This window comes from Flavobacterium pedocola, assembly GCF_053764385.1.
On record NZ_JBSNCR010000003.1, the window covers coordinates 97,279 to 120,216 of the forward strand.

A 22,938-nucleotide genomic window follows, 5' to 3' on the forward strand; every position below is an offset into this window, starting at 1 on the left:
TTAAAAACTCCAGCCTTTATAATCATACGCTTTTTCCATTCGACTTTCGACAGCATCCGGTAATTTTGGAAAAAAATCGATGCCGGTAAGTTTTTCTATGGTATCCACTTCCACCACTATATCATAAAGCTGTTGGTCACTACCCTGATGCGGCACCAGAAACCCGATCATTTTCGTTCTATCCTTTGTCATCAGGACCTTGTAAAAATAATTGGGCACCGACACATGCTCTTTTCCGATAGTTTTCAGGTTGTCACTCAAAACACCGCCGGTTACCACATATAAGCCATTGTATTTCTTGGCCCAATAGCGGGTTTTCTGCTCCAGACGATTCCAAATTCCATCGTTGAAATCATGGCGCTGTGGGGAAATATTCGAAGTATAAAAGGTTTCTTTAAAAGATTCGTACGAACTTTTTCTGTCGCCGGCCGGACAAAGATGTCCTTTATCATACCCTGATTTTTTATAATTGCGCCAATCTGCAGATTGGGTTTTGACTTTGGGATCTTCAATAAAAAAAGGGCGTTCGTAATCCCTGTTGGAAAAATCAGCGGAAGACAATTCGTAGGCCACCCACTCCGATTGCTCATGCTCTTCCGAATACGAAAAGGCAAAGCCGTCCCTCACCACAACTGATCCTGTCGTAGACGTTGGGAAATAATCAAACTTTCGAGATTCGGTTTCCATAACAGCTTCACTCCTATCCGGCTCTTCAATAGTGGTGCTTTCACTTTCTGATGCTTTTCGTTCAGAACAGGAAATCAACACCAGGCCCAGCGCAGTTACTGCAAGTTTTGGACGAAATATAAAACGCGTAGGAAAAATCATTTGTGGCTTAATATTTGTTAGTTTTGTAAAGATATTAAGATAATGTCTAATTTAAATCCGAATCTATGAAAATCAAAGCAATAGCCTTTTTCACTTTTATGGCCACCCAAATGGCTTGGTCCCAGGAAACCACAAAGGATTCTTTAGCTACAAAACCTACAGACGGTACCATGGTTGAAACCCCAAACAAAGTTGATGCTGAAAAATTGGCCGCCGAACAAAAAGCCAAACAACTGGAAGCTGAAAAAATAGAAAAAGAGCGCATCCGAATTTTAAAAGAATCGGAAAATCTGCGCAAAGAAGCCGAAAGAGAAAAAGAAAAAGCTGAAAAAGAGCGTAAAAAACTAGAAAAAGAACTCAAGAAAGCCGAAAAGGAAAAAGAGAAATTCGAAAAAGCCCAAAAGAACGTAGAAAGAGCCAAAGAAAAAATTGCTGACAATAAAAAGCAACTTGAAAAAGAACAGGACAAGTTTGACCGTCAAATGCGAAAAGGAAAACTGGATGCTGCTGAAGAACTCAAAGCAAGAGAAAAGCTCCTGAAATTGAGCAACAAGCAAAGAGAACTTCATCTTGATTTGGAAAAAGCCCAACACAAACTTGAAAAGTTAAGATAAAAAAAAAGAGCCATTCTAACGAATGGCTCTTTTTTGTTTAGCAGTTTATTGTTTTATTTCTGCCAATTTATTCTTCTTGTCTTTCAAGCTGATGGTACCTTTATTAAGTAAAGCTTTCGACTTCATATCGGAAAGCACGTTCAACGCTTCTTCCACGTAGATATCTTTTGAAAGGCTCTCATGCCATCTTACTCTTTTCTGCGCTAAAACAGTATCGTTTTTAAACATTTCCTGTTCGTATGGCAAAGAAGCAAACTGCAGGTTGTTTTTGTAATCCACTATCGCTTTGTATTTCTTAGCGGTAGTTTCCACAGCATCTTCCTCAGCTTTAAACTTAGCGTAATTCAAACTGTACACATTAACGTCTTTTCGCTCGTTAATCCATTTGGCGTTATCATCGATTAATTTAAACGTTGCATTGGAAGCCATACGTTCTTTACTCTTAGTGATCACATCATCAAAACTTGCGGTTTTAGACACTTTATATCCTGCTTCATCAATCTTATCCCAAGGCATGGCATTCTCGATGTCGCGTTCGCCCATATCGATATACGAATAACGATCCGGCATCACAATATCACTTAAAACACCTTCACGTTGGGTAGAACCTCCGTTGATACGGTAGAATTTCTGGGTAGTGGTTTTTAGCGCTCCTAAATCCCCGAAAGAACTGCTGCGCACGAACTGGTTCAGATCGATTACATTCTGAACGGTTCCTTTGCCATAGCTGTGTTTACTTCCGATCACGATACCTCTTTTATAATCCTGAATGGCTGCTGCGAAAATTTCAGAGGCCGAAGCTGAGAAATTGTTCACCATTACCACCAGCGGTCCGTCCCATTGTACACGGGAATCTTTATCATAAAGCACTTCTTTGCGTTTTCCTGCCGATTTGATTTGCACCACCGGTCCGTCTTCGATAAATAAACCAACCATGTCCACAACGGTTTGCAGCGAACCCCCTCCGTTATCACGCAAGTCCATTACAATACCTTCTACCCCGGCTGCTTTCAGGCGCTCAATTTCTTTGGCCACATCTTTAAAAGCATCGCGGTTGTCTTTATTTTCAAAGTTGATGTAGAATTTCGGCAGGTAAATTACCCCGAAAGTTTTATCGCCTTGTTTCACCACGCTGGATTTCGCATACGTCTCTTCCAACTCCACCACTTCACGAATGATGGAAATTATTTTTATGGTTCCGTCAACTTTTTTAACGGTCAGACGTACTTCAGTACCTTTTTTACCTTTGATCTTTTTCACCACATCGTCCAGTCGCATTCCCACTACATCAACCGGTTCGTCACTTCCCTGGGCCACTTTAAGGATCAAATCGCCTTGCTCCAGTTCTTTTCCGCGCCAAGCCGGTCCGCCCGGGATCAACTCGGAAATTTCAGTAATGTCGTTTTTCTTTTGCAAACGTGCCCCGATACCTTCCAAAGTACCGCTCATGGTTACATCAAAACGATCTTTTTCCTCCGGGGCAAAATAGAACGTATGCGGGTCAAAACGCTCCACAATAGCATTAATATAGATGGAAAACCAGTCGTTACGATCAAGATCGTCTACAAAATCAAAATACTCGTTCAAGGATTTCAAAGTGGTTTCACGGGAATCTTTTTCCATATCCGCCATGGTTTTCACTTTGTAACCTGCTTCATTCTTCTGTTTATCCTGCTCCAGTTTTTCCTTGTCTGTCACTGACGATAATACAGACAACTTCAGCTGTTTTTCCCAACGGCTTTTCAGCTCCTGTCTGTTTTTGGAGAACGGCAGTTTCTCATAATCCGTATCGATGGTCTCGTCTTTGTTGAAATCAAAAGGCTTGTCCAAAATCTCTTTGTAGATTTTTCTGGATTCGCTCATTCGCTCGATCAGACGGGAATAGGTCAATTCGAAAAATTTCAAATCCTTATTTCGGATCATGTCGTCAATCTGGGTTTCGTATTTTTTGAATTCCTCAATATCCGACTGTATGAAAAAACGTCTGGAAGGATCTATCGCATTGATATATTCTTTGAAAACACTTTTTGAAAACGTATCGTCCATTGCTATTGGATCGTAATGGCCTTTCTCCAATACAAACGTAAGAAGTTCCAAAAGAAGCCTGTCTTTTTCAGGGTCTTCTTTCTTGCTAGGCACAAAACTCCACAGTATAGCCGATAAAGCGGTTATCAGCAATACAATCTTATAATTTCTCTTCATAAACTGCCAAAAAGTATTCATTACTATTTTTCACTAAATTACATAAAAAAGGAAGCGTCTTTCTTAATGTTCCAATAATTTTTTGTTAAAGATTCCTTCAAGTTCTTAAAATCTAAAAAGCAAAAATTGTACCATACGAAAATAGAAATTGCTTACTTTAGCGAAAATAAACAATTAAGCGGTACCATGACAAAAAAACCTTTGATTTTAGTGACCAACGATGACAGTATTGTGGCACCCGGCATCCGGGCTTTAATCGAAGTCATGAAAGAAATCGGAGAGGTGATCGTGGTGGCTCCGGACAGTCCGCAGTCCGCCATGGGGCACGCCATCACCATCAACAATACGCTGCACCTTGAAAAAGTAACGATTGACAAGGAACTGGAAAACGAATACAGTTGTTCGGGCACCCCGGTTGATTGTGTTAAAATTGCGGTACATGAAATCCTGAAACACAAACCGGACTTATGTGTATCGGGCATCAACCACGGCTCGAATTCCTCTATCAATGTAATTTATTCCGGTACGATGTCTGCAGCTGTGGAAGCCGGTATAGAAGGCATACCCGCGATAGGTTTTTCGCTGCTGGATTACAGCTGGAATGCCGATTTTGAACAAGCAAAGCCATACATCAAGAAAATTGCGCTGGAAGTCCTGGAAAAAGGCTTACCCACAGGGGTGGTTTTAAACGTCAACCTGCCAAAGACCACCATAAACGGTATAAAAATATGCCGTCAGGCCAAAGCGGTATGGGAAGAGCGTTTTGACAAACGGGTGAATCCGCTGGGCAAAGAATATTATTGGCTTTCGGGAGAATTCGTTAATCTGGACAAAGGCGAAGACACGGATGAATGGGCCTTAAAACACAACTTCATTTCAATAGTACCAGTACAGTTCGACCTTACCGCACATCATGCCATTCAGGAACTGAACACCTGGAGTTTATAAAAATCAAATGATCAAAAATGAATAAAAAAGATTTGCTTATCGGGTTTATCATCGGATTGGTTTCCGCCACTTTAGGCTGCCTCCTTTTTCTGTTTTTTTTCACCAAAATCCGCTCAGTTGAAGCGCTGCAAACGATTCGGGACTATGGTTACATGGGCAAACTGATCACTTTGGGCGCAATTTTCAACATCATTGCCTTCTTCTATCTTCTGAACAAAGACAAAGAAGTAATGGCCCGAGGCGTAATCCTGGCCACCATCGTATTGGCTATTTTAACCGTAATTCTTTAAAAATGAAGTACTACATCATTGCAGGAGAAGCTTCCGGTGATTTGCACGGTTCGAATCTGATGAAAAATATTTTCAAGCACGATCCTCAGGCGGACATTCGTTTTTGGGGCGGCGACCTGATGCAACAAGCCGGCGGGACTTTGGTAAAACATTACCGCGATTTGGCCTTCATGGGATTTGCCGAAGTACTCATGAACCTGAAAACCATATTGGGGAACATAAAATTCTGCAAGGCCGATATCCAAAGATTCCAGCCTGATGTACTCATTTATATTGACTATCCGGGGTTCAACATGCGAATAGCCAAATGGGCTAAAAAAGAAGGCATTAAAAACCATTATTATATTTCTCCGCAAATCTGGGCGTGGAAAGAAAGCCGCATTAAAGCCATCAAACGCGATGTCGACAAAATGTATGTGATTTTGCCTTTTGAGAAAGATTTTTATGAGAAGAAGCACCATTTCCCGGTTGAATTTGTAGGACATCCGCTGATTGACGCCATTCACAACCGACCAGTGACCGATCCGGAACAGTTCAAAAAGGAAAATCATTTAGATAACAGACCGATCATTGCGCTTTTACCGGGCAGCCGAAAACAGGAAATTGCCAAAATGCTTACTGAAATGTTGGCGGTCATGCCGGATTTTCCTAATTATCAGTTTGTCATTGCTGGGGCACCAAGCCAGGAATTTTCGTTTTACCAGCAGTTCCTTACCAACGATCAGGTACATTTCATCTCCAACAAAACGTATGATTTACTGAGTGTGGCGCATGCTGCTTTGGTAACTTCGGGAACCGCAACCCTTGAAACCGCCCTTTTCAAAGTGCCGGAAGTGGTTTTATATAAAGGGAACTGGATTTCGTATCAGATTGCCAAACGGATCATCACCCTGAAATACATATCCTTAGTAAATCTGATCATGGACCGGGAAGTCGTTACCGAACTGATTCAGCACGACTGCAATCCGAAGCGCATAAAAGCTGAATTGGAAAAACTTCTTGCACCGGAACATCGTTCGGAAGTATTGCTGCAGTACGACGAACTGGAACATAAATTGGGCGGTGAAGGCGCCAGTGAAAAAACGGCCGAATTAATCATTGCAGCCTTAAAATAAAGTATTTTCTTATCATATATTGCATTTTGACGAGAAAAGGGGAAACTTACAGTCCTTTTTCAACTTTTCCGATGATTTGTTTGTAAATTAGAGTATGACTTGTATTTGCAAACCATGAGCGAGCACTTTAAAATACTAATCCTCGAAGACAATCCCAGCGATGCGGATTTACTGATGCGGGAACTGAAAAAATCAGCCCTGTTATTCGACTTTGAAATCGTAAGGAACCGGGAATCGTTTGAAGATGCTTTGCACCGTTTTAGTCCAAGCCTGATATTGTCCGACTTTAACCTGCCCACTTTTGACGGGTTAAACGCCTTCCTCATCAAACAAAAAATCTCACCGGATGTCCCCTTTTTAATCGTTTCCGGGGCCATCGGTGAAGAAAGAGCCGTAGAACTGATCAAAAACGGGGTAACGGATTATGTTCCAAAGGACAAACTCTTTACACTATCCCAAAAAATCGACAGGGCACTCAAGGAAGTGGAAGAAAAGCGGGAGAAAAAAATCGCAGAAGAAAAAATAACGGAACAGAACCAGAAATTGCTGGAAATTGCCAACCTGCAATCCCACCAGATCCGTAGGCCGGTCGCTGATATATTGGGGCTGATTGATTTGTTCAACACCGAAAATGCCGCCGATCCTTTAAACCTGGAGATATTGTCAAAACTTGAAGTGGCCGCAAAAGACCTGGACACGATCATCCGTGAAATTGTCGTGAAAACGGAGAACATCTGAAGCTTTTTATTTTCAACATGCCAGTTGTTATCGGCTAAAAATCAGTAGAAAAACTATCCATAGCCTTTCATTTTAGTATTACTATTCTTAAAAAATTCGTATCTTTAAAGGACGATATTTTTTTTTATTGAAAAAACTACTTTCAATATTTATATTTCTGGCTTGTGTTTTTAACACACAACAAAGTTGTATTGCGCAAAATTCAAAAATTGATTCCCTCCAAATCTTATTAAAAAAGAAAATTGCAGATACTACAAAAGTCAGTATACTGACGGCACTCAGCGATGAGTTCATTTCTTACGACATCAAAACGGCGGAAAACTATTCCGGTCAGGCTTTGGATTTAGCAAAAAAAAAGCATACCAAAGCGGGTGAAGCTTATTGTTATATAGTACTCTCAAAGATTGAACGTTCAAAAGGCAATCAGCTGGAATCGCTCAACAAAATCATTATAGCCATAAAAATATTCGAACAGTTACATCACAAAAAAGGACTGGCAGAAGCGTACTTTGAACTCGGCTATCTGTATAAGGACACCGATAATTATAAGAAATCCATAGAAAGCTTCACGAAATCCCTGACACTCTACAATGAAATTCATGACGAATTAAATGCAGCCTTATGCCAAATGGTTATGGGCCATGTAAATGCCGACCACGCCTGGGTTGTAAAAGATACCGCTTATTTGCGCAATACCTTAAATTTATACGGAAAAGCGCTCGACTATTACACCAAAATCGACAACAAGGAACGAATTTGCGTTTCCTTACTGAACCTTGCCAATTCTTATCTGGGTTACGACAGGCTGATCCCTTCGGAAGCTTTTCTGAAAAAATCCCTGGAGTATTCCAACCAATCTTTAAAGATTAGTATAAGCATGAAAGACAACACCCGAACCGCCATCAACCTGCTCAATATCGGGGAAGCATATCGGGCGTTAAAAAAATACCCGGAGGCCGTCAATTATTTATCAAAAGCATATGCCCTAACCGAAAAAAGCGTAGGCACTGATATCAAAATGGCTGCCATCCGCCAACTGATCCTTACTTACAAGGAGACCGGTTCGTTTGACAAAATTTTTAAATTGTCTGACCAAGCCGTTCCCATTGCTCAGAAAAACCACTACATAGGTTATTTAAAGGAGCATTACAAAATAATGTCTGAGATATATTCCGCGTTAAACAGTCCAAAAAAAGCCTATGAAAACCGTCTGCTTTACGAGGTATATACCGACAGCATCCTGAATGAAGAAAAGGCAAATGCCCTGATAAAATACCAAATCGAATTCGAATCCGAAGCCAAGGACAAAGAAATTGCTTTATTGAACAAAAACCAGGAGCTGCAGGACACCAAAATCGAACAGCAACAAACCATCCGTAATGCCCTGGCCGCTGCGGTAGCCTTGACTTTATTATTATTATTACTTCTGTACAGTCGGTTTAAAAACAACATCAAGACCAGCCGGATCATCAAAGAGAAGAACAAAAAACTTGAAAAACTCTCCATTGTGGCCCGCGAAACCGCCAACGGTGTTTTCATAACCGACAAAAACGGAAATGCCGAATGGTTCAACGAAGGGTTCTCAAAACTCTTCGGTTGGGAAAATCTTGAAGAATACCTTGAAAAAAGGGGACGGAACATCTCCGAAGTAAGCGGCAAAAACGACATTAAAGAAGTCATCAAAAAATGTGTCTCGGAAAAAAAATCAATTATTTACGACGCCATAAACCCGACTAAATACGGCACTGAAATTTGGGTCCAAACCACCCTTACCCCTATTTTCAACAAATCCGGAGAACTGAAAAACCTAGTTTTTGTTGATGCCGATATCACCGAACTGAAAAACAGCGAAGAACGCTATTCTAAGGTAAACAAGGAACTGGAGGCCTTCTCTTATTCCGTCTCCCACGACTTAAGGGCGCCTTTGCGGGCCATCAACGGATATTCGCAAATCTTAAAAAGCGATTACGGCCTTTTGTTTGATGAGGACGGGAAAAACATACTGGAAGCCATTTTGAACAATTCCAGAAAAATGGGGGAACTCATCGACGACCTGCTTACATTTTCAAGACTGGGGCGAACCGAACTCAATACCACTATGCTCAACATGGAAGATTTGGTAAAAGCTGTTTTAGAAGAACAGATCCGTCCGGAAGATCCTTCGGTTGAAGTTACGATAAACGAAATACTTCCAGCCAAAGGAAGCCCCTCCTTACTTACGCAGGTTTGGGTCAACCTTATCTCCAATGCCCTGAAATTTTCGAAAGACAAAGAAAAAATAAGGATTGAAATCGGTTCTTACCAAGAAGAGGACATTATCATTTATTACATCAAAGACAACGGAGCCGGATTTGACATGCAATATTATCATAAACTCTTCGGTGTTTTTCAGCGTTTGCATTCACAGGAAGAATTTGAAGGAACCGGAATTGGTTTAGCCATTATACAACGGATTATCCAACGGCATAACGGAACCGTCTGGGCCGAATCAAGACTGACCCAAGGATCATGTTTTTATTTCAGTTTACCTGCTGTTAGCGGTATAGTGTAAATAACAACAACAAAAATAACTTTTGCAATTTATTTTATTATGCGTAAGTAATTATTTATATTTATTAACCTTATATCAAGATTACGTAATTAATTGAAAAAAATATTTTTCATATTACCCACATTTATTCTAAGCATTTTTGTAATGCCGTTAGAAGTTATATCACAAAATTCAAAAAGGACAGATTCTCTTGAAAATTATATAAAAGCCCCAACTACAGATAGTATTAAAGCAAATGCATTAATAGTATTAAGTGGTGATTTAATCCAGTACGATATAAAAAAAGCGGAACGTTATGCTTCTGAAGCGTTGCATATAGCTCACAAAATAAAATCTCAAAAATTAGAAGCGGATGCGTTTTTAGCTTTTTCAAAAATTCATCGCATCCAAAACAACTTTTTACTTGCACACGATAAAGCAATTGCTTCATCAAAAATATTTGAAAACCTTAATGATAAAACCGGGCTTGCTAATTCTTATTTTGAACTGGGATGTATTTATAAAGGAATTGATAGTTATAAAAAATCCATGGAGAATTTCACCAAATCGCTCCAGCTATACAAAGAAACCGGAGATAATCTAAAAGCAGTCAATTGTCAAACATTAATGGGGCATCTGAATATAGATCGTGCCCATGAATTAAAAAAAACAATATACCTCGACAAAGCTTCATCTTTGTATATTGAAGCTTTAAACTATTATAAAAAAACACAAAATAAAAAGAAAATTTGTGACGGCCTGGTAAACATGGCCAATGTATATCTTAATTACAATCAGCTTTCGCCCTCTGAAACCTATCTGAATAAATCAATCGATTATTCTAATCAATCCCTGAAAATAAGCCATGAACTCAACGATCAATTAAGTATTAGCTACAACTTAATCAATATTGGGGAAGCCTATTATGCTCAAAAAAAATATGACATCGCTTTAGACTACTTCCTTAAATCGTATGAGGCTGCTAAAAAAAGTGGTAATGTCATTTCCTTACTTTTCCCTTTACAAGACATTACCATTACTTACAATGCAATCAAAGAATACCATAAAGCTTTAGAATTTTCTAAAAAGTATATCGAAACAGCCAAACAAAGTAATTATAATGGTGATTTGAAAAATCATTACAAATTACTTTCAGAGATTTATACGGCACAAAACAATTTTGAAAAAGCCTATGAAAACCGCTTGTTATATGAGAGCTACTCTAACATTATACTGAATGAAGAAAAGGCAAAAGCACTAATCAAATCACAAATAGAATTTGAATCTGAAAAGAAGGATAAAGAAATTGCCTTGCTTAGCCAAAATCGTGAATTACAGGATGCCAAAATAAAGCAGCAAAATACTATTCGCAATTATTTAATTGCAAGCATTCTATTGATCTTATTGCTTTTGATGGTAATTTACAATCGTTTTACCGTAAAAGCAAAAACCACTAAAATAATTGAAGAAAAAAACAAAGAACTTCAAAAGCTTTCCATAGTAGCACGCGAAACCGCCAATGGTGTACTCATTACCAATGCTCAAGGCAATTTAGAATGGTTTAATGAAGGATTCTCCAAATTATTCGGCTGGAAATCTATTGAAGAATATACAAATGAAAGAGGCCGAAACATTTTTGAGGTAAGCGGAAATGACAACATAGACAATCTGATTAAAGAAGCCGTTGAACAAAAAAAATCCATTATTTATGAAAATGCAGTAGCCACAAAAAATCATACTGAATTATGGATCCAAACCTCCTTAACTCCTATTTTTAATCAAGATTGGGAATTAAATAAATTAGTATTTATCGAAACCGATATTACAAAATTAAAAAACTCCGAAGAACAATTATTGGAAGCAAACAGAGAGCTGGAGGCCTTTTCGTACTCCGTTTCCCATGATTTGCGTGCACCTCTTAGAGCTATCAACGGTTATTCAAAAATTTTGCAGGAAGATTGCGCAACAAAGCTAAACGCTGACGATATGAATGTGCTTAATGCAATCCTGGAGAACTCAGGAAAAATGGCGGAACTCATCGACGATTTGCTCACCTTTTCCAGATTGGGAAGAACGGAAATGAATACTACTTTGCTGAATATGGAAGAGTTGGTACAATCCGTTTTAGAAGAACAGATCCGTCCGGAAGATGCTACGGTTGAAGTCACGTTAAACAAAATGCTGCCGGTCAAAGGAAGTCCTTCCTTACTTACACAGGTTTGGGTCAACCTCATCTCCAATGCCCTGAAATTTTCGAAAGACAAAGAAAAAATAAAGATTGAAATCGGCTCTTACCAAGAAGAGGACGCTATCATTTATTACATCAAAGACAACGGTGCAGGTTTTGACATGCAGTACTATCACAAGCTTTTTGGGGTTTTTCAACGACTCCATTCGCAGGAAGAATTTGAAGGAACCGGCATAGGACTGGCCATCATCCACAGAATTATTAAGCGCCATGGCGGAACGGTCTGGGCCGAATCGACTTTGGGTGAAGGCACTATTTTTTATTTCAGTTTACCAAGTATAACCTAATCGATAACCACATGAAATACAACAATATTGATATCGTATTTGTAGATGACAACATGGACGATGCCACGCTAACGCTGCGCGCACTCAGAAAAGGCGGCTTGAGCAACACCATTATCCATCTAAAAGACGGCGCGGAAGCCCTGAGTTTTATGTATGCACAAGATGAATTTAGTTCCCGCAACAAAAGCCAGCACCCGAAACTGATCTTGTTGGATTTAAAAATGCCGAAAGTATCCGGGCTTGAAGTACTGGAAAAGTTAAAAACGGATGCGGATTTTAAAACTATCCCAATAGTGATCCTGACCTCCTCAAAAGAAGATCCGGATGTAAAAAAATGCTATGAATTGGGTGCAAATAGCTACATTGTAAAGCCCGTAGAAAGCGAGAATTTTTTTTCAGCAATAAAGGAACTCGGTTTTTTCTGGATGATTTTAAACCATCCGGCAAAATAATAACCGGTAAATTATAACTTTGTGTTATGGACAAACCAAAAACTTTAGCCTTAATTGATGATGATGAAATCATCGTGTACCTGACCCAACGGATTGTTTCGGAAACCAATCTTGTTGAATTGATCAAGGTGTTCCGAAACGGCCAGGAAGCCCTTGATTTCATCAAAGAAAACCTAAAAAACCCAGAAGCGCTACCGGAAATTATTTTCCTCGACCTTTCCATGCCCATCATGAACGGTTGGGAGTTTTTGGAGCATTTCCATAACATTAAAGACCAAATCCAAAAACCCATTACGATTTACGTCATTACTTCCTCGACTTCTTCCGAAGACATGACCAGGGCCAAACAAATCAGTGAAGTACACGATTATCTTATCAAACCGGTCACCAAAGCAAATTTTATTGAAGTCATCAGTAAATTATAATTTTAAATAAAATTCTTACAAATATTGTAAAATTCTGATGGATTTTAGCTATTTTCGTTTTATGAAAGTAGCGAAATTTCCTATATTTATAATAAGTACTGGCTTTTGTTTAGGCATTACGGCAGACCATTTTGCCGCTTTCAAACCACTTACCGTAATTGTTTTTTGCCTTACTACCCTACTGATTTTAGTAGTAGCCGGAAGAATAGCCAAAAAAGATCTAGTCCAAAAAAATTATTTTGGATTTGCTGTGCTGCTTACGGCGGTTTCCTGTGGTTTACTAGCGCATTGCCTCCAGTCTGAAGTCAATTATGATCATCATTACAGCCATTATTCAAAAAAGGAAAACAACCTGATTATCGGAACCATTGCCGAGCGTTTGAAACCCAATGCTTATGCTGAAAAATACTATCTGAAAATATCACAAATCAACAAGCAGGGAGCCTCTGGGAAAATTTTACTAACTGTTCCTAAAAAAGAATTCCCTAAGCAATTCAAAGCCGGAAGCCAACTGATGATCTATGCTGATCTGCAAAGTATTCCAAAATCGATAAACCCATACCAATTCGATTATGCGGGCTACCTGGAAAAACAACAGGTGTACCATCAGATTTATTTAAAAAAACAAAACACCCATTTTCTTGCTCTTAAACAAAACAAGGATTATCACATTGAGCACTATAGAAACACCTTACTGAACAGTTTTCAGATCCATCATTTTTCAGAAACCCAACGCAACATCATCAAAGCACTGCTTTTGGGTCAGCGTCAGGATCTTGATGCAGCAATCAATCAGGAGTATACCGATACCGGCGTTGTACACATACTGGCCATTTCGGGTTTGCATATTGCCATACTGTACGCCATGCTGCAGCTTTTACTGACACCTTTATCGCGTTTCCGAAAGGGTAAACTTTGGCAATTAGTGATTTCACTTGGCTTGCTTTGGAGCTTTGCGCTCCTTTCAGGCATGTCTGCTTCGGTGGTTCGTTCTGTGGTGATGTTCAGTTTTATGAGTTTTGGACTGTATCTGAACAAAACAAGTAACATGTACCATGCCATGGCCGTTTCCGCGCTTACCATCCTGTTTTTCAAACCGAATTTCCTTTTTGATGTCGGTTTTCAGCTCAGCTATGCCGCAGTATTTGCCATTGTCTGGCTGCAACCTTTGTTCCGAAACTTTTACAGTGGTAAAAGCCGCATTGTAAGGTATTTACTGGATTTGGCAATCATTTCCATAATTGCCCAAATTGGTGTGCTGCCCATCAGCCTCTATTACTTTCATCAGTTTCCAAGTCTGTTTTTAGTGGCAAATCTGGTGGTCATTCCGCTGTCCAGTATTATCCTGGTTTTTGGTGTTTTTATACTCCTGATGAATTTCATTTGGCCACAGGCTTCTGTCTTTCTGGGACAACTCCTGTCTTTGTCTATTGAACTGATGAATACTTACATCGCCTGGATTGCTTCATTCAGGGATTTTACCTTAAAAGAAATCCCTTTTACGCTTCCTTTACTGATAAGCCTGTATCTTTTGATCGGGACAGGCGTTTTTTGGTTTTACAGAAAAACCTACCATCGTCTGACTGCTTTGCTTTTCAGCGGAATGGTGTTTCAGATAGTAGTGCTTTACAGCATGCATCAAAGTCGAAACCAAAACGAATTCGTCGTCTTTAACAACAAAAAAACAAGCCTCTTGGCGGAAAAAAGAAACAATACGATTTTAGTATATACGGATGAGCCACAAGCAGCACAAAACCAAAACCTAAAGGTGTATAACAGAGGAAATTTTAATCAGCGGCTGGAAATACATCCTCTTGAGAATACCGCTTTTTACAAGGACAAACGAATATTGATTGTAGACAGTACCGGCATTTACAATTCGCTGACAAAAAAGCCGGAAATCGTTTTGCTTACCCAATCGGCCAAAATAAACCTGGAGCGGCTAATCCTGACACTACATCCCAAACAGATTATTGCAGACGGTTCCAATTACAGAAAAACCGTGGTGCGCTGGAAAGCCACTTGCGAAAAAGAAAAAATCCCTTTCCACGCTACTGCCGAAAAGGGATTCTATAGAATTAATTGATTTTTTTGAGCTCGTCAATCAGCTGGTCTGCTGTTCTGTACCCGATAATGGCCGGTTTCACCTCTCCTTTCACATCCAGAACATAAACGGACGGATAGCCCTGAACCTTCAAAAAAGACGTGAATTCGTGAGCGGAATTACGGCCTTTTCGGTTTGGGTCAAAGTTTGGATTGGTATACTTCTTACCTTGGTGGTTCACTTCCGCAGTCCCTTCGCCGTTGAATTTTACCGGAAAATAATTTTCGTTGATGTACGCGACAAATTTCGGATCGTGAAACGTGTTCTTATCCAGCATTTTACATGGACCACACCAATCGGTATAAACATCCATAAAAATCGGTTTTGCTTTTTTAGGCTTTTTCTGTTGTAAAGCCAATGCTTCGTCGATAGTCATCCATTTTATTTCGGCCTCCTGTGCCTGAACCGCCAAACTTCCCAAAACTAAGAAGAAGGCAAATACCATTTTTTTCATTCTTATCCTTTTTTATTGTGTGTTAATATCTGATTGGCACCTTTTAACCATGCCTCAGGTCCACCGGCAACATATCCGGTACTGCCCAACTGGGTCAAATTGATGTTCCCTTCCGGTTTTTTCTCGGCGGTAACAAACCAAATAGTCGGGTAACCCTGTACCTTAAGTGCGTTTTGCAAACCATAGTTTTGCTGCATCATAGCGGGTTCCAACTGTTTTTTTCTTGGAAAGTCCAACTCCACCAGCACCACATTATCCTTTGCCCATTTTACAAATTCAGGTTGGTGAAAAACTTCTTTCTGCAAACGAATGCACCAGCCACACCAATCGCTTCCCGTAAAGAAAAGCAACATCGGTTTCTTCTCCTTTTGTGACACTTCCATGGCTTTGTCAAAACTGGTCAACCATGTCAATTCGCTTTCCTGCGCCTTAACAGCACTGAAACTTGCAAAAACAAATAAAAGTAAAAGTATTCTTTTCATCATCATTGTGGTTTTCAGCATACTAAATAACAAAAATAATGCCGATTTGCACTATTATTTAACGTCTTGCATTAATTTTTTAACCAATGGCGAGATTGCAATAAGCGCTACCCCGGCAATTAAAGCATATATCGCCAGCTGCTCGTAGCCATCGGCATACACGTTTAATTTTTCCAGATTGGTTGCATTTGCCGAAGCTTCCGCAATGTTCGCCCCTAGCAACCCTGCAAAATACTGTCCGTAGGCACTGGCCAAAAACCACATCCCCATGATTACCGCCTGGGTTTTCTGTGGCGACAGTTTTGTCATAGCACTCATCCCGATAGGTGACAGACACAATTCCCCGAAGGTTATGATAAACCACCCGAAAGTAAACAAATCCAAAGAGGTTTTCCCGTCCGGACCGGCAAAAAATTTCGTATAGTAGAACACCCAGAAACCACCGGCCAGGAATAAAAATCCTAATCCGAACTTTACCACGGTATTTGGTTCAATTTTCTTTTTGGCCATCCACAACCAAACCATTCCCACCAAAGCCGCGAAAGCGATTACAAACAAGGAATTTGCCGAATTGTTAACGCCGTTGGGATCCAACTCAAAACCTAAAACGGTATTATGAAGGTTATTAGCAGCAAAAAGACTTAAAGAGCCACCACTTTGTTCAAAAAAGGCCCAAAAGAAAATGGAAAAAATGATAAAAACCAAAGCGGCCAATAATTTCAAATTCTCTTCTTTTGAGAAATTTTTCATCTCATAAAAAAGATATAAAATCGAAGCCGGACCAATCACCATCATGAAATAATCCGTGTATTCTGTATTAGCTACCATCAATATGATAACCGGTACAATTGCCAAAGATCCTATATAAGTAGCAATTTCAAAAATTTTACGTTTTGAAGCTTCCAGATGCATTAAAGGTGAAAGCCCTATTTCCCCAAGACTTTTTTGGGTTTGTGTAAAGGTCAGCAAACTGATAATCATTACAACGGAAGCAAATCCGAAAGCAAAATTCCAACGCAAATGCTCCGGAACAAATGAAGCCCAAAGATTCCCATTAGCAACTGCAATACAGATATAACCTCCAATTAAAGCCCCCAAATTAACTCCGGCGTAAAACAAGGAAAACCCTGCATCACGTCGCACATCGCCATCCTTATACAACTGTCCTACCATTGAGGAAATATTAGGCTTAAAAAAACCGGTTCCTACAATAGTAAACGAAATTCCTAAAAAGAAGAAGTTCTTAGGGTCTACAGCCAGAATAATACTTCCGACAATCATCAAAAGCCCACCCCAGAAAAGAGAACGGCGCAATCCTAAAATCTTATCGGCAAATAATCCTCCAATAAAGGTGAAGGCATATACCCAGGCCTGAGTAGCTCCGTACTGCAAATTGGCAGTAGTTTCGTTCATCGTTAACTGACTTACCATAAATACAGTAAGCATCCCACGCATCCCGTAGAAACTGAAACGTTCCCACATTTCACTGAAAAACAAATACCAAAGCTGCTTTGGATATTTTCCTTTAAAATCCTGAATTTGTTCTATACTGGTCATCTTAATTCAATCCTTTTTCACGCATTACGGCGTTTAAGCGTTTCAAAATCGAAAGCCCTAACAACGTTGCAAATAATAATAATCCACAGTTTACAATAAAAAAATTGGCCTTGTTCTCATAATCGTACCACATACTGGCCAACACCCCTGATAATTTATTCCCGATGGAAATCGACAGGAAGAAACCTCCCATCATCAAAGCCGTTAAACGCGGAGGGCTTAACTTGGACACGATGGACAATCCCATTGGAGACAGGCACAATTCCCCTACGGTAATCACACCATAAGTTCCTACCAGCCATAACGGTGATACTTTTACAGCGCCGTTACTTCCAATATACACCGCAGCTACCATGAACAAACATGATAAAGCCGATATGAATAATCCCAATACAATTTTAGACGGCGTGGTCGGTTCTTTCCCTTTACGACGTAACAATGCAAAGAAGCCTACAACCAAAGGTGTCAACACTATAATCCAGCCCGGGTTGATCGATTGGAACAATTCGGTATTGATTAACGATACTTTCTGCTCCGGATTGGCTTCTAAAGCCGCTCGCTGCTGCTCTGAAACATTGGTAAAATACACGTCTTTTCCTTGTACTTTTATCGGTTCTCCAGCATCGTCTTTCTCGGCCTGAAACTGACTGTCGTATTTCTGCACTTCCTTGGTCTGGAAATCTTTCTGATCCACCAGGTAAATATTTTCTAAAGCACTTTCCGTTGCACCGGTAACCTGACGGTCCGTATAGTAATTTGCCCATCGGGTTAGCGCTGTTCCGTTCTGTTTGAATACCGCCCAGAACAACATCCCTACCGCAAAAATGGCCAATAGAGCACCCAAGGGTCTTTTGTCTTCGTGATTAGCCTTCAGGTACAATCGAACGTAGAAAATAATCACCGGGATACACGCAAAAATGAACGCATCGGTAGAATCACTTTTGAAGATATTCCCCGGAATGATCCATCCTATGACCCCTGCAACAATCGCCGGTAAAAATACACTTGATAAAATACGGTTCAAACTGATATCGCCTTCCTGCTTTGGTTTCATCACGTTGGCATGTTCCAAATGTTTTTTACCTAAGAAGAAGATAATCAAGCCTAGGAACATTCCTACTCCAGCCGTTATGAAAGCGGCACTCCAGCCGTACTGGTTGCGCATAAACGCAGCAATGATGTTACAGATAAAGGCACCAATGTTGATCCCCATGTAGAAAATGTTATACCCTGCGTCTTTATTGGCTTTGTATTCTTCGGTAGAATATAAATTCCCCACCAATGTGGAAATACTCGGTTTAAAGAATCCGTTCCCCACAATAATCAATGCCATGGAAACGTAAAAAGCGGTCAGGTTGTGAAACCCTAATCCTATGTAACCGCATCCCATCAGGAAACCTCCTAAATAAATTGCTTTGAAATACCCTAAAACCCTATCGGCAAGGAAACCTCCTAAAAACGGGGTTAAGTAAGTCAATGCGATATAGGTTCCGAAGATATCATCGGCATATTTGTCTGAAAAAGCCAAACCACCAGTGGCAGCAGGGTCAATCATGTACAAAACAAAAATCCCGATAATCAGATAATAACCAAAACGCTCCCACATTTCGGTAAAAAACAAAAAGAGTAATCCTTTAGGGTGTTTATTTTTCATAGTTATAAATTAAAAAAGCCTGTAACTGGGTTACAGGCTTGAAAGATATAAAATATTTTCGAATGGGCTTATCTTACGCCGTGCATCATTCTTTTTAACATTGGCGTCAATAAGAATAAAATAACCGAAGCTACTCCACACAACACCACAAATACCATGAAAAATTCAAACAAATTGTGAATTTCAAAACCGGCAAAAGTCTTATAATGATCACTGATCTGATTATCTGCTAACAATTTAGCCTGTTCTGCGGTTAAGGCAACTTTCTTATCTAAAACTTCCTGTAGATTAATACCAAGCTCTTTCGCTTTTTTGAATTTATCTCCGGTAGCCGGTAAAATAGAACCCAATGTTCCTGCTAAGGCGTAACCTGCAGCATTCGAAATAAAGAAAACACCATATAGTAATGAAGCGAAACGTTTTGGCGCCAATTTACCTACCAATGAAAGACCGATTGGTGACAGACACAATTCTCCACAAGTCTGGATAAGGTATAACAAAACCAACCATTTTACTGCTAACAATCCTGAAGTCCCTAAATCTTTAACATTATGAGCGATGATAAAATAACTCAACGCAATAATTGCCAAACCAAGCGCTTGTTTGTTAGGGGAAATCGGCTCTTTTCCTTTTGCTCTTAAAGTATCCCACATGATACTGAAAGGAACTGCCAACAACACTACGAACAATCCGTTAAAAATCTGAACCATTGAGGCTGGCATCTCCCAATTAAAGAAGTGACGATCCGTCTGGTTGGAAGCAATAAAGGTTAACGATGAACCTGCTTGCTCAAAAGCTGCCCAGAAAAAGATGATAAAGAATGAAATAATATAAATCACACAAATCCTTTGGGTTTCAATTTTAGTTAAAGTAGAGTCTAACAAAATCAACACTGCCAAAGAAATACCAGCTCCGTAAATGATCGGATAAATAATCCCTTTTACTAAAGTTCCGATTTCAAAATTGCTGAAACCAAACTCTCCTACAAGAAAATACCTGAAGGCAAAAAACAAAATCACGAACAAAACAGCAACGATTCCGATAGATTTCCCAGAAAACTTAGCCTGCTCGTCTACTTCACCATGCGCTACATTTTTGTTTGGTTTTGCACCGATTGCTTTTCCTTCCGGTGTAACTACATATTTATTTTTAAGGACGAAGAAAATCACCGTTCCTAAAATCATCGCGATACACGCCATTAAATATCCCCATTTGAACACTGTAGGATCTTGCACATCATTAACTTTTACATCAGCAAAAAGCGGTACAAAATATTGGCTCAATAATGCTCCGATGTTGATTCCCATATAGAAAATCGTAAAAGCAGAATCTAATTTCGTTTTAGCTTCAGCCGGGTATAAACTACCTACCATCGAAGAAATATTCGGCTTAAAGAAACCGTTACCAAAAATGATCACTAAAAGTCCAAGCCAGAACAATCCTTTGGACAAATTCAGATTGGTATCATAATTTGTTGCACTGTAAAACAATAAAAACTGCCCAATAGCCATTAAGGTACCTCCCAGCATGATACAGTTTCTGTTCCCTAAATACTTATCTGAAATGAATCCTCCAAGTAAAGGTGTCAAGTAGCATAATGCCAAAAATCCTCCGTAGATAATAGAAGCATTCGATTCCCCCAACATCAGGGCATGCACCATAAATAAAGTTAATATGGCACGCATTCCGTAGAAGTTGAATCGCTCCCACATTTCTGTTCCGAATAGTACCCAAAGCCCCTTTGGATGCCCTTGTTTAGCAGTAGTTTCGCTCATTTTTAGTTTTTGGTTTAAAATATATAGTTATTATAGTTTCTCCTTAATGAAATTGGTCATCTTGGTATACAACTGTAAACGGGTTTTACCCCCGAAGATCCCGTGATTTTTGTCCGGATAAATCGCCCAGTCAAACTGTTTGTTGGCCTGCACTAAAGCTTCAACCATTTTCATGGTATTCTGCACGTGTACGTTGTCATCAGCCGTTCCATGGATTAAAAGGAAATTCCCTTTAAGTTTACTTACGTGGTTGATCGGTGAATTGTTATCGTATCCGCCACTGTTCTCCTGAGGCGTCTGCATGTAACGCTCGGTATAGATACTGTCATAAAATCTCCAGCTGGTTACCGGAGCCACAGCGATAGCCGTTTTGAACACGTCTGCGCCCTGGAACAAACAGTTAGACGACATAAATCCTCCATAGGACCATCCGAAAATACCGATTCTCGATTTGTCTACATATGCATAGGTTCCGAACAATTTCGCCGCATCAATTTGATCTTCCACTTCGAATTTCCCCAATTCTTTCTGGGTACATTTCTTGAATTCCGCGCCTTTGAAACCGGTTCCGCGCCCGTCCACACACGCTACGATATAGCCTTGCTGCGCCAACATCATAAACCAATAATCATCGGTACTGTTCCAGTTGTTGTCCACTTGTTGGGATCCCGGACCGGAATATTGGAACATGAAAACAGGGTATTTTTTAGTCGGATCGAAATCTTTCGGTTTGATCATCCATGAATTTAGCTTATGCCCTTTTTCCGTGGTGATTTCGGTAAATTCTTTCGTTGGTAAATCGTATTTTGCCAGTTTCGTTTCAAGCGCTTCATTGGAAACAATCGTCTTGATTACTTTTCCGGTTTTGGTTTCCACTAAAGTATACTTAGGCGCATTTTTAGCGCTGGAATACGAATTGATAAAGTACTGGAAGTTAGGGCTGAAAGTCGCTCCGTTGGTACCGGTCAATGGGCTTAAACGCTTTTTGCCGGATCCGTTAAGTTTTATGCTGTACACATCGCGGTTGATTGAACCGTTTTCTGTAGATTGGAAATAAATAGTGCCGTTTTTCTCATCAAAACCGTAATACGCGGTCACTTCCCATTTCCCTTTAGTCAACTGATTTTTCAGTTTCCCGTTTTTGTCGTAGTGATAAATATGATTGAAACCGTCTTTTTCAGAAGTCCAGATAAAACTGTTGTCTTTTAAGAACGTAAGATTGTCGGTTACATCCACATACGCTTTGTCTTTTTCATTCAAAACCACTTTTGCAGCACCGGTAGTTCCGTCCACAAACAACAAATCAAGGTTGTTCTGGTGACGGTTCAGTACCTGCGCGCTTAACGTATTAACTTCATTAGTCCACTCGATACGCGCAATGTAGAAATCGTTGTATTTATCTAAATTTATTTTTTTGGTTGCTGCTGCTTTCACATCATAAACATGTAGCGAAACCTCAGAATTTTTCTCTCCGGCTTTCGGATACTTAAACACGTTCTGCGTTGGGTATAAGCCCTGAACATAAAGGTCCATTGAAAACTCCGGCACATTGGTTTCATCAAAACGGATGAAGGCAATTTTATCTCCCGAAGCATTCCAGTCAAAAGCGCGTACAAACGAAAACTCTTCTTCATATACCCAATCCGTGATTCCGTTGATTACGGCATTCTTTTTACCGTCTGCAGTAATTTGCGTATGTTTCTTTGACGCTACATCATACACAAACAGATTGTTTTGGTAAGCATAAGCGATTTTGGTACCGTCCGGTGAAAAAGTAGGCTCCTGCACTTTATAGTCGGCTAATTTCACTAAAGACTTTGACGCGGTATCGTAAATAAAATAATCGGCTACAAAGGAATGACGGAAAATCTGTTCCGAATTATTGGCAATAAGGATTTTCTTCTCGTCTTTGCTAAAGGTATAGGCATCAATCCCTTGCAATTCCTTGTGGTTTTTGGAATCTATCAAGGTGGCTACTTTTTCAAGCGTGGCGAAATCGTACAAGTCGATTTGGTTGGAACGAGTTGCCCTGTCAAAATTTAGTACGGTATACTGATTGGTATTTTTCATGGCCTCCAAGGCAGTCATACCCTGGGTTCTGAAAGCCCCTCCCCAAATTTCTTCAAGGGTAAGTTTTTGTTGCCCAAGTGCGGTGAACGATGTCAGCACCAATAAAAACAGACATTTTGTGATATTTCTCATAAGATTGATGATAAAAAAACTTCCAATTTTAGT

Annotated in this window: 18 protein-coding genes; 10 read left to right on the top strand and 8 right to left on the bottom strand. The window is 39.8% G+C overall.

The features are described 5' to 3' along the window. A complete protein-coding gene (locus ACWPKD_RS07475; protein ID WP_455412060.1) occupies positions 1-828 on the bottom strand; it encodes a DNA/RNA non-specific endonuclease in 828 nt (275 codons plus the stop codon). A gap of 65 nt (positions 829-893) precedes the next feature. On the opposite strand from ACWPKD_RS07475, the gene ACWPKD_RS07480 reads away from it, so the two are divergent. Continuing rightward, entirely contained in the window at positions 894-1,442 is a 549-nt protein-coding gene (locus ACWPKD_RS07480) for a hypothetical protein (protein ID WP_455412061.1), read from the top strand. A gap of 45 nt (positions 1,443-1,487) precedes the next feature. Here the strand turns inward: ACWPKD_RS07480 and ACWPKD_RS07485 are convergent, their stop codons facing one another. After that, positions 1,488-3,665 carry a carboxy terminal-processing peptidase gene (locus tag ACWPKD_RS07485; protein ID WP_455412062.1) on the bottom strand — a complete coding sequence of 726 codons (2,178 nt, stop codon included), beginning with the start codon at positions 3,663-3,665 and terminating at the stop codon, positions 1,488-1,490. A 165-nt stretch (positions 3,666-3,830) separates the two neighbouring features. On the opposite strand from ACWPKD_RS07485, the gene surE reads away from it, so the two are divergent. The 9 genes from surE (at position 3,831) to ACWPKD_RS07530 (ending at position 14,763) form a co-directional block, all read left to right on the top strand. Continuing rightward, positions 3,831-4,592 carry a 5'/3'-nucleotidase SurE gene (gene surE / locus ACWPKD_RS07490; RefSeq protein WP_455412063.1) on the top strand — a complete coding sequence of 254 codons (762 nt, stop codon included), beginning with the start codon at positions 3,831-3,833 and terminating at the stop codon, positions 4,590-4,592. Between the two features lie 17 nt (positions 4,593-4,609). After that, a complete protein-coding gene (locus tag ACWPKD_RS07495; RefSeq protein WP_455412064.1) occupies positions 4,610-4,882 on the top strand; it encodes a hypothetical protein in 273 nt (90 codons plus the stop codon). A gap of 2 nt (positions 4,883-4,884) precedes the next feature. Further along, entirely contained in the window at positions 4,885-5,997 is a 1,113-nt protein-coding gene (lpxB, locus tag ACWPKD_RS07500) for a lipid-A-disaccharide synthase (protein WP_455412065.1), read from the top strand. Between the two features lie 114 nt (positions 5,998-6,111). Then, complete coding sequence (locus ACWPKD_RS07505) at positions 6,112-6,735, top strand: response regulator (protein ID WP_455412066.1); 624 nt, start codon at positions 6,112-6,114, stop codon at positions 6,733-6,735. A gap of 127 nt (positions 6,736-6,862) precedes the next feature. Then, the gene (locus ACWPKD_RS07510) at positions 6,863-9,286 is read left to right on the top strand and encodes an ATP-binding protein (RefSeq protein ID WP_455412067.1); all 2,424 of its coding nucleotides are present in this window, start codon (positions 6,863-6,865) and stop codon (positions 9,284-9,286) included. Between the two features lie 144 nt (positions 9,287-9,430). Beyond that, positions 9,431-11,800 carry an ATP-binding protein gene (locus ACWPKD_RS07515; RefSeq protein ID WP_455412068.1) on the top strand — a complete coding sequence of 790 codons (2,370 nt, stop codon included), beginning with the start codon at positions 9,431-9,433 and terminating at the stop codon, positions 11,798-11,800. Between the two features lie 11 nt (positions 11,801-11,811). Beyond that, on the top strand, positions 11,812-12,252 hold the full coding sequence (locus ACWPKD_RS07520) for a response regulator (protein ID WP_455412069.1): 441 nt from the start codon (positions 11,812-11,814) through the stop codon (positions 12,250-12,252). A gap of 26 nt (positions 12,253-12,278) precedes the next feature. Beyond that, complete coding sequence (locus ACWPKD_RS07525; protein ID WP_455412070.1) at positions 12,279-12,677, top strand: response regulator; 399 nt, start codon at positions 12,279-12,281, stop codon at positions 12,675-12,677. A gap of 61 nt (positions 12,678-12,738) precedes the next feature. After that, complete coding sequence (locus ACWPKD_RS07530; RefSeq protein WP_455412071.1) at positions 12,739-14,763, top strand: ComEC/Rec2 family competence protein; 2,025 nt, start codon at positions 12,739-12,741, stop codon at positions 14,761-14,763. Here the strand turns inward: ACWPKD_RS07530 and ACWPKD_RS07535 are convergent. The 6 genes from ACWPKD_RS07535 to ACWPKD_RS07560 all read right to left on the bottom strand — a co-directional run bounded on the left by ACWPKD_RS07535 (position 14,756) and on the right by ACWPKD_RS07560 (position 22,905). Continuing rightward, positions 14,756-15,235, bottom strand: coding sequence for a thioredoxin family protein (locus ACWPKD_RS07535; RefSeq protein WP_455412072.1), 480 nt, complete (start codon positions 15,233-15,235; stop codon positions 14,756-14,758). The genes ACWPKD_RS07530 and ACWPKD_RS07535 overlap by 8 nt on opposite strands. A 2-nt stretch (positions 15,236-15,237) precedes the next feature. Then, entirely contained in the window at positions 15,238-15,717 is a 480-nt protein-coding gene (locus ACWPKD_RS07540) for a thioredoxin family protein (RefSeq protein WP_455412073.1), read from the bottom strand. A 54-nt stretch (positions 15,718-15,771) separates the two neighbouring features. Further along, positions 15,772-17,274: a peptide MFS transporter gene (locus ACWPKD_RS07545; protein WP_455412074.1), complete on the bottom strand. Its 1,503-nt coding sequence runs from the start codon at positions 17,272-17,274 to the stop codon at positions 15,772-15,774. A gap of 1 nt (position 17,275) precedes the next feature. Then, positions 17,276-18,928 (bottom strand): peptide MFS transporter, encoded by a 1,653-nt coding sequence (locus tag ACWPKD_RS07550; protein ID WP_455412075.1) that lies wholly within the window; start codon positions 18,926-18,928, stop codon positions 17,276-17,278. Positions 18,929-18,996: 68 nt separating this feature from the next. Further along, complete coding sequence (locus ACWPKD_RS07555; RefSeq protein WP_455412076.1) at positions 18,997-20,703, bottom strand: peptide MFS transporter; 1,707 nt, start codon at positions 20,701-20,703, stop codon at positions 18,997-18,999. A gap of 30 nt (positions 20,704-20,733) precedes the next feature. Next, positions 20,734-22,905: a S9 family peptidase gene (locus ACWPKD_RS07560; protein ID WP_455412077.1), complete on the bottom strand. Its 2,172-nt coding sequence runs from the start codon at positions 22,903-22,905 to the stop codon at positions 20,734-20,736. Positions 22,906-22,938 lie beyond the last annotated feature (33 nt).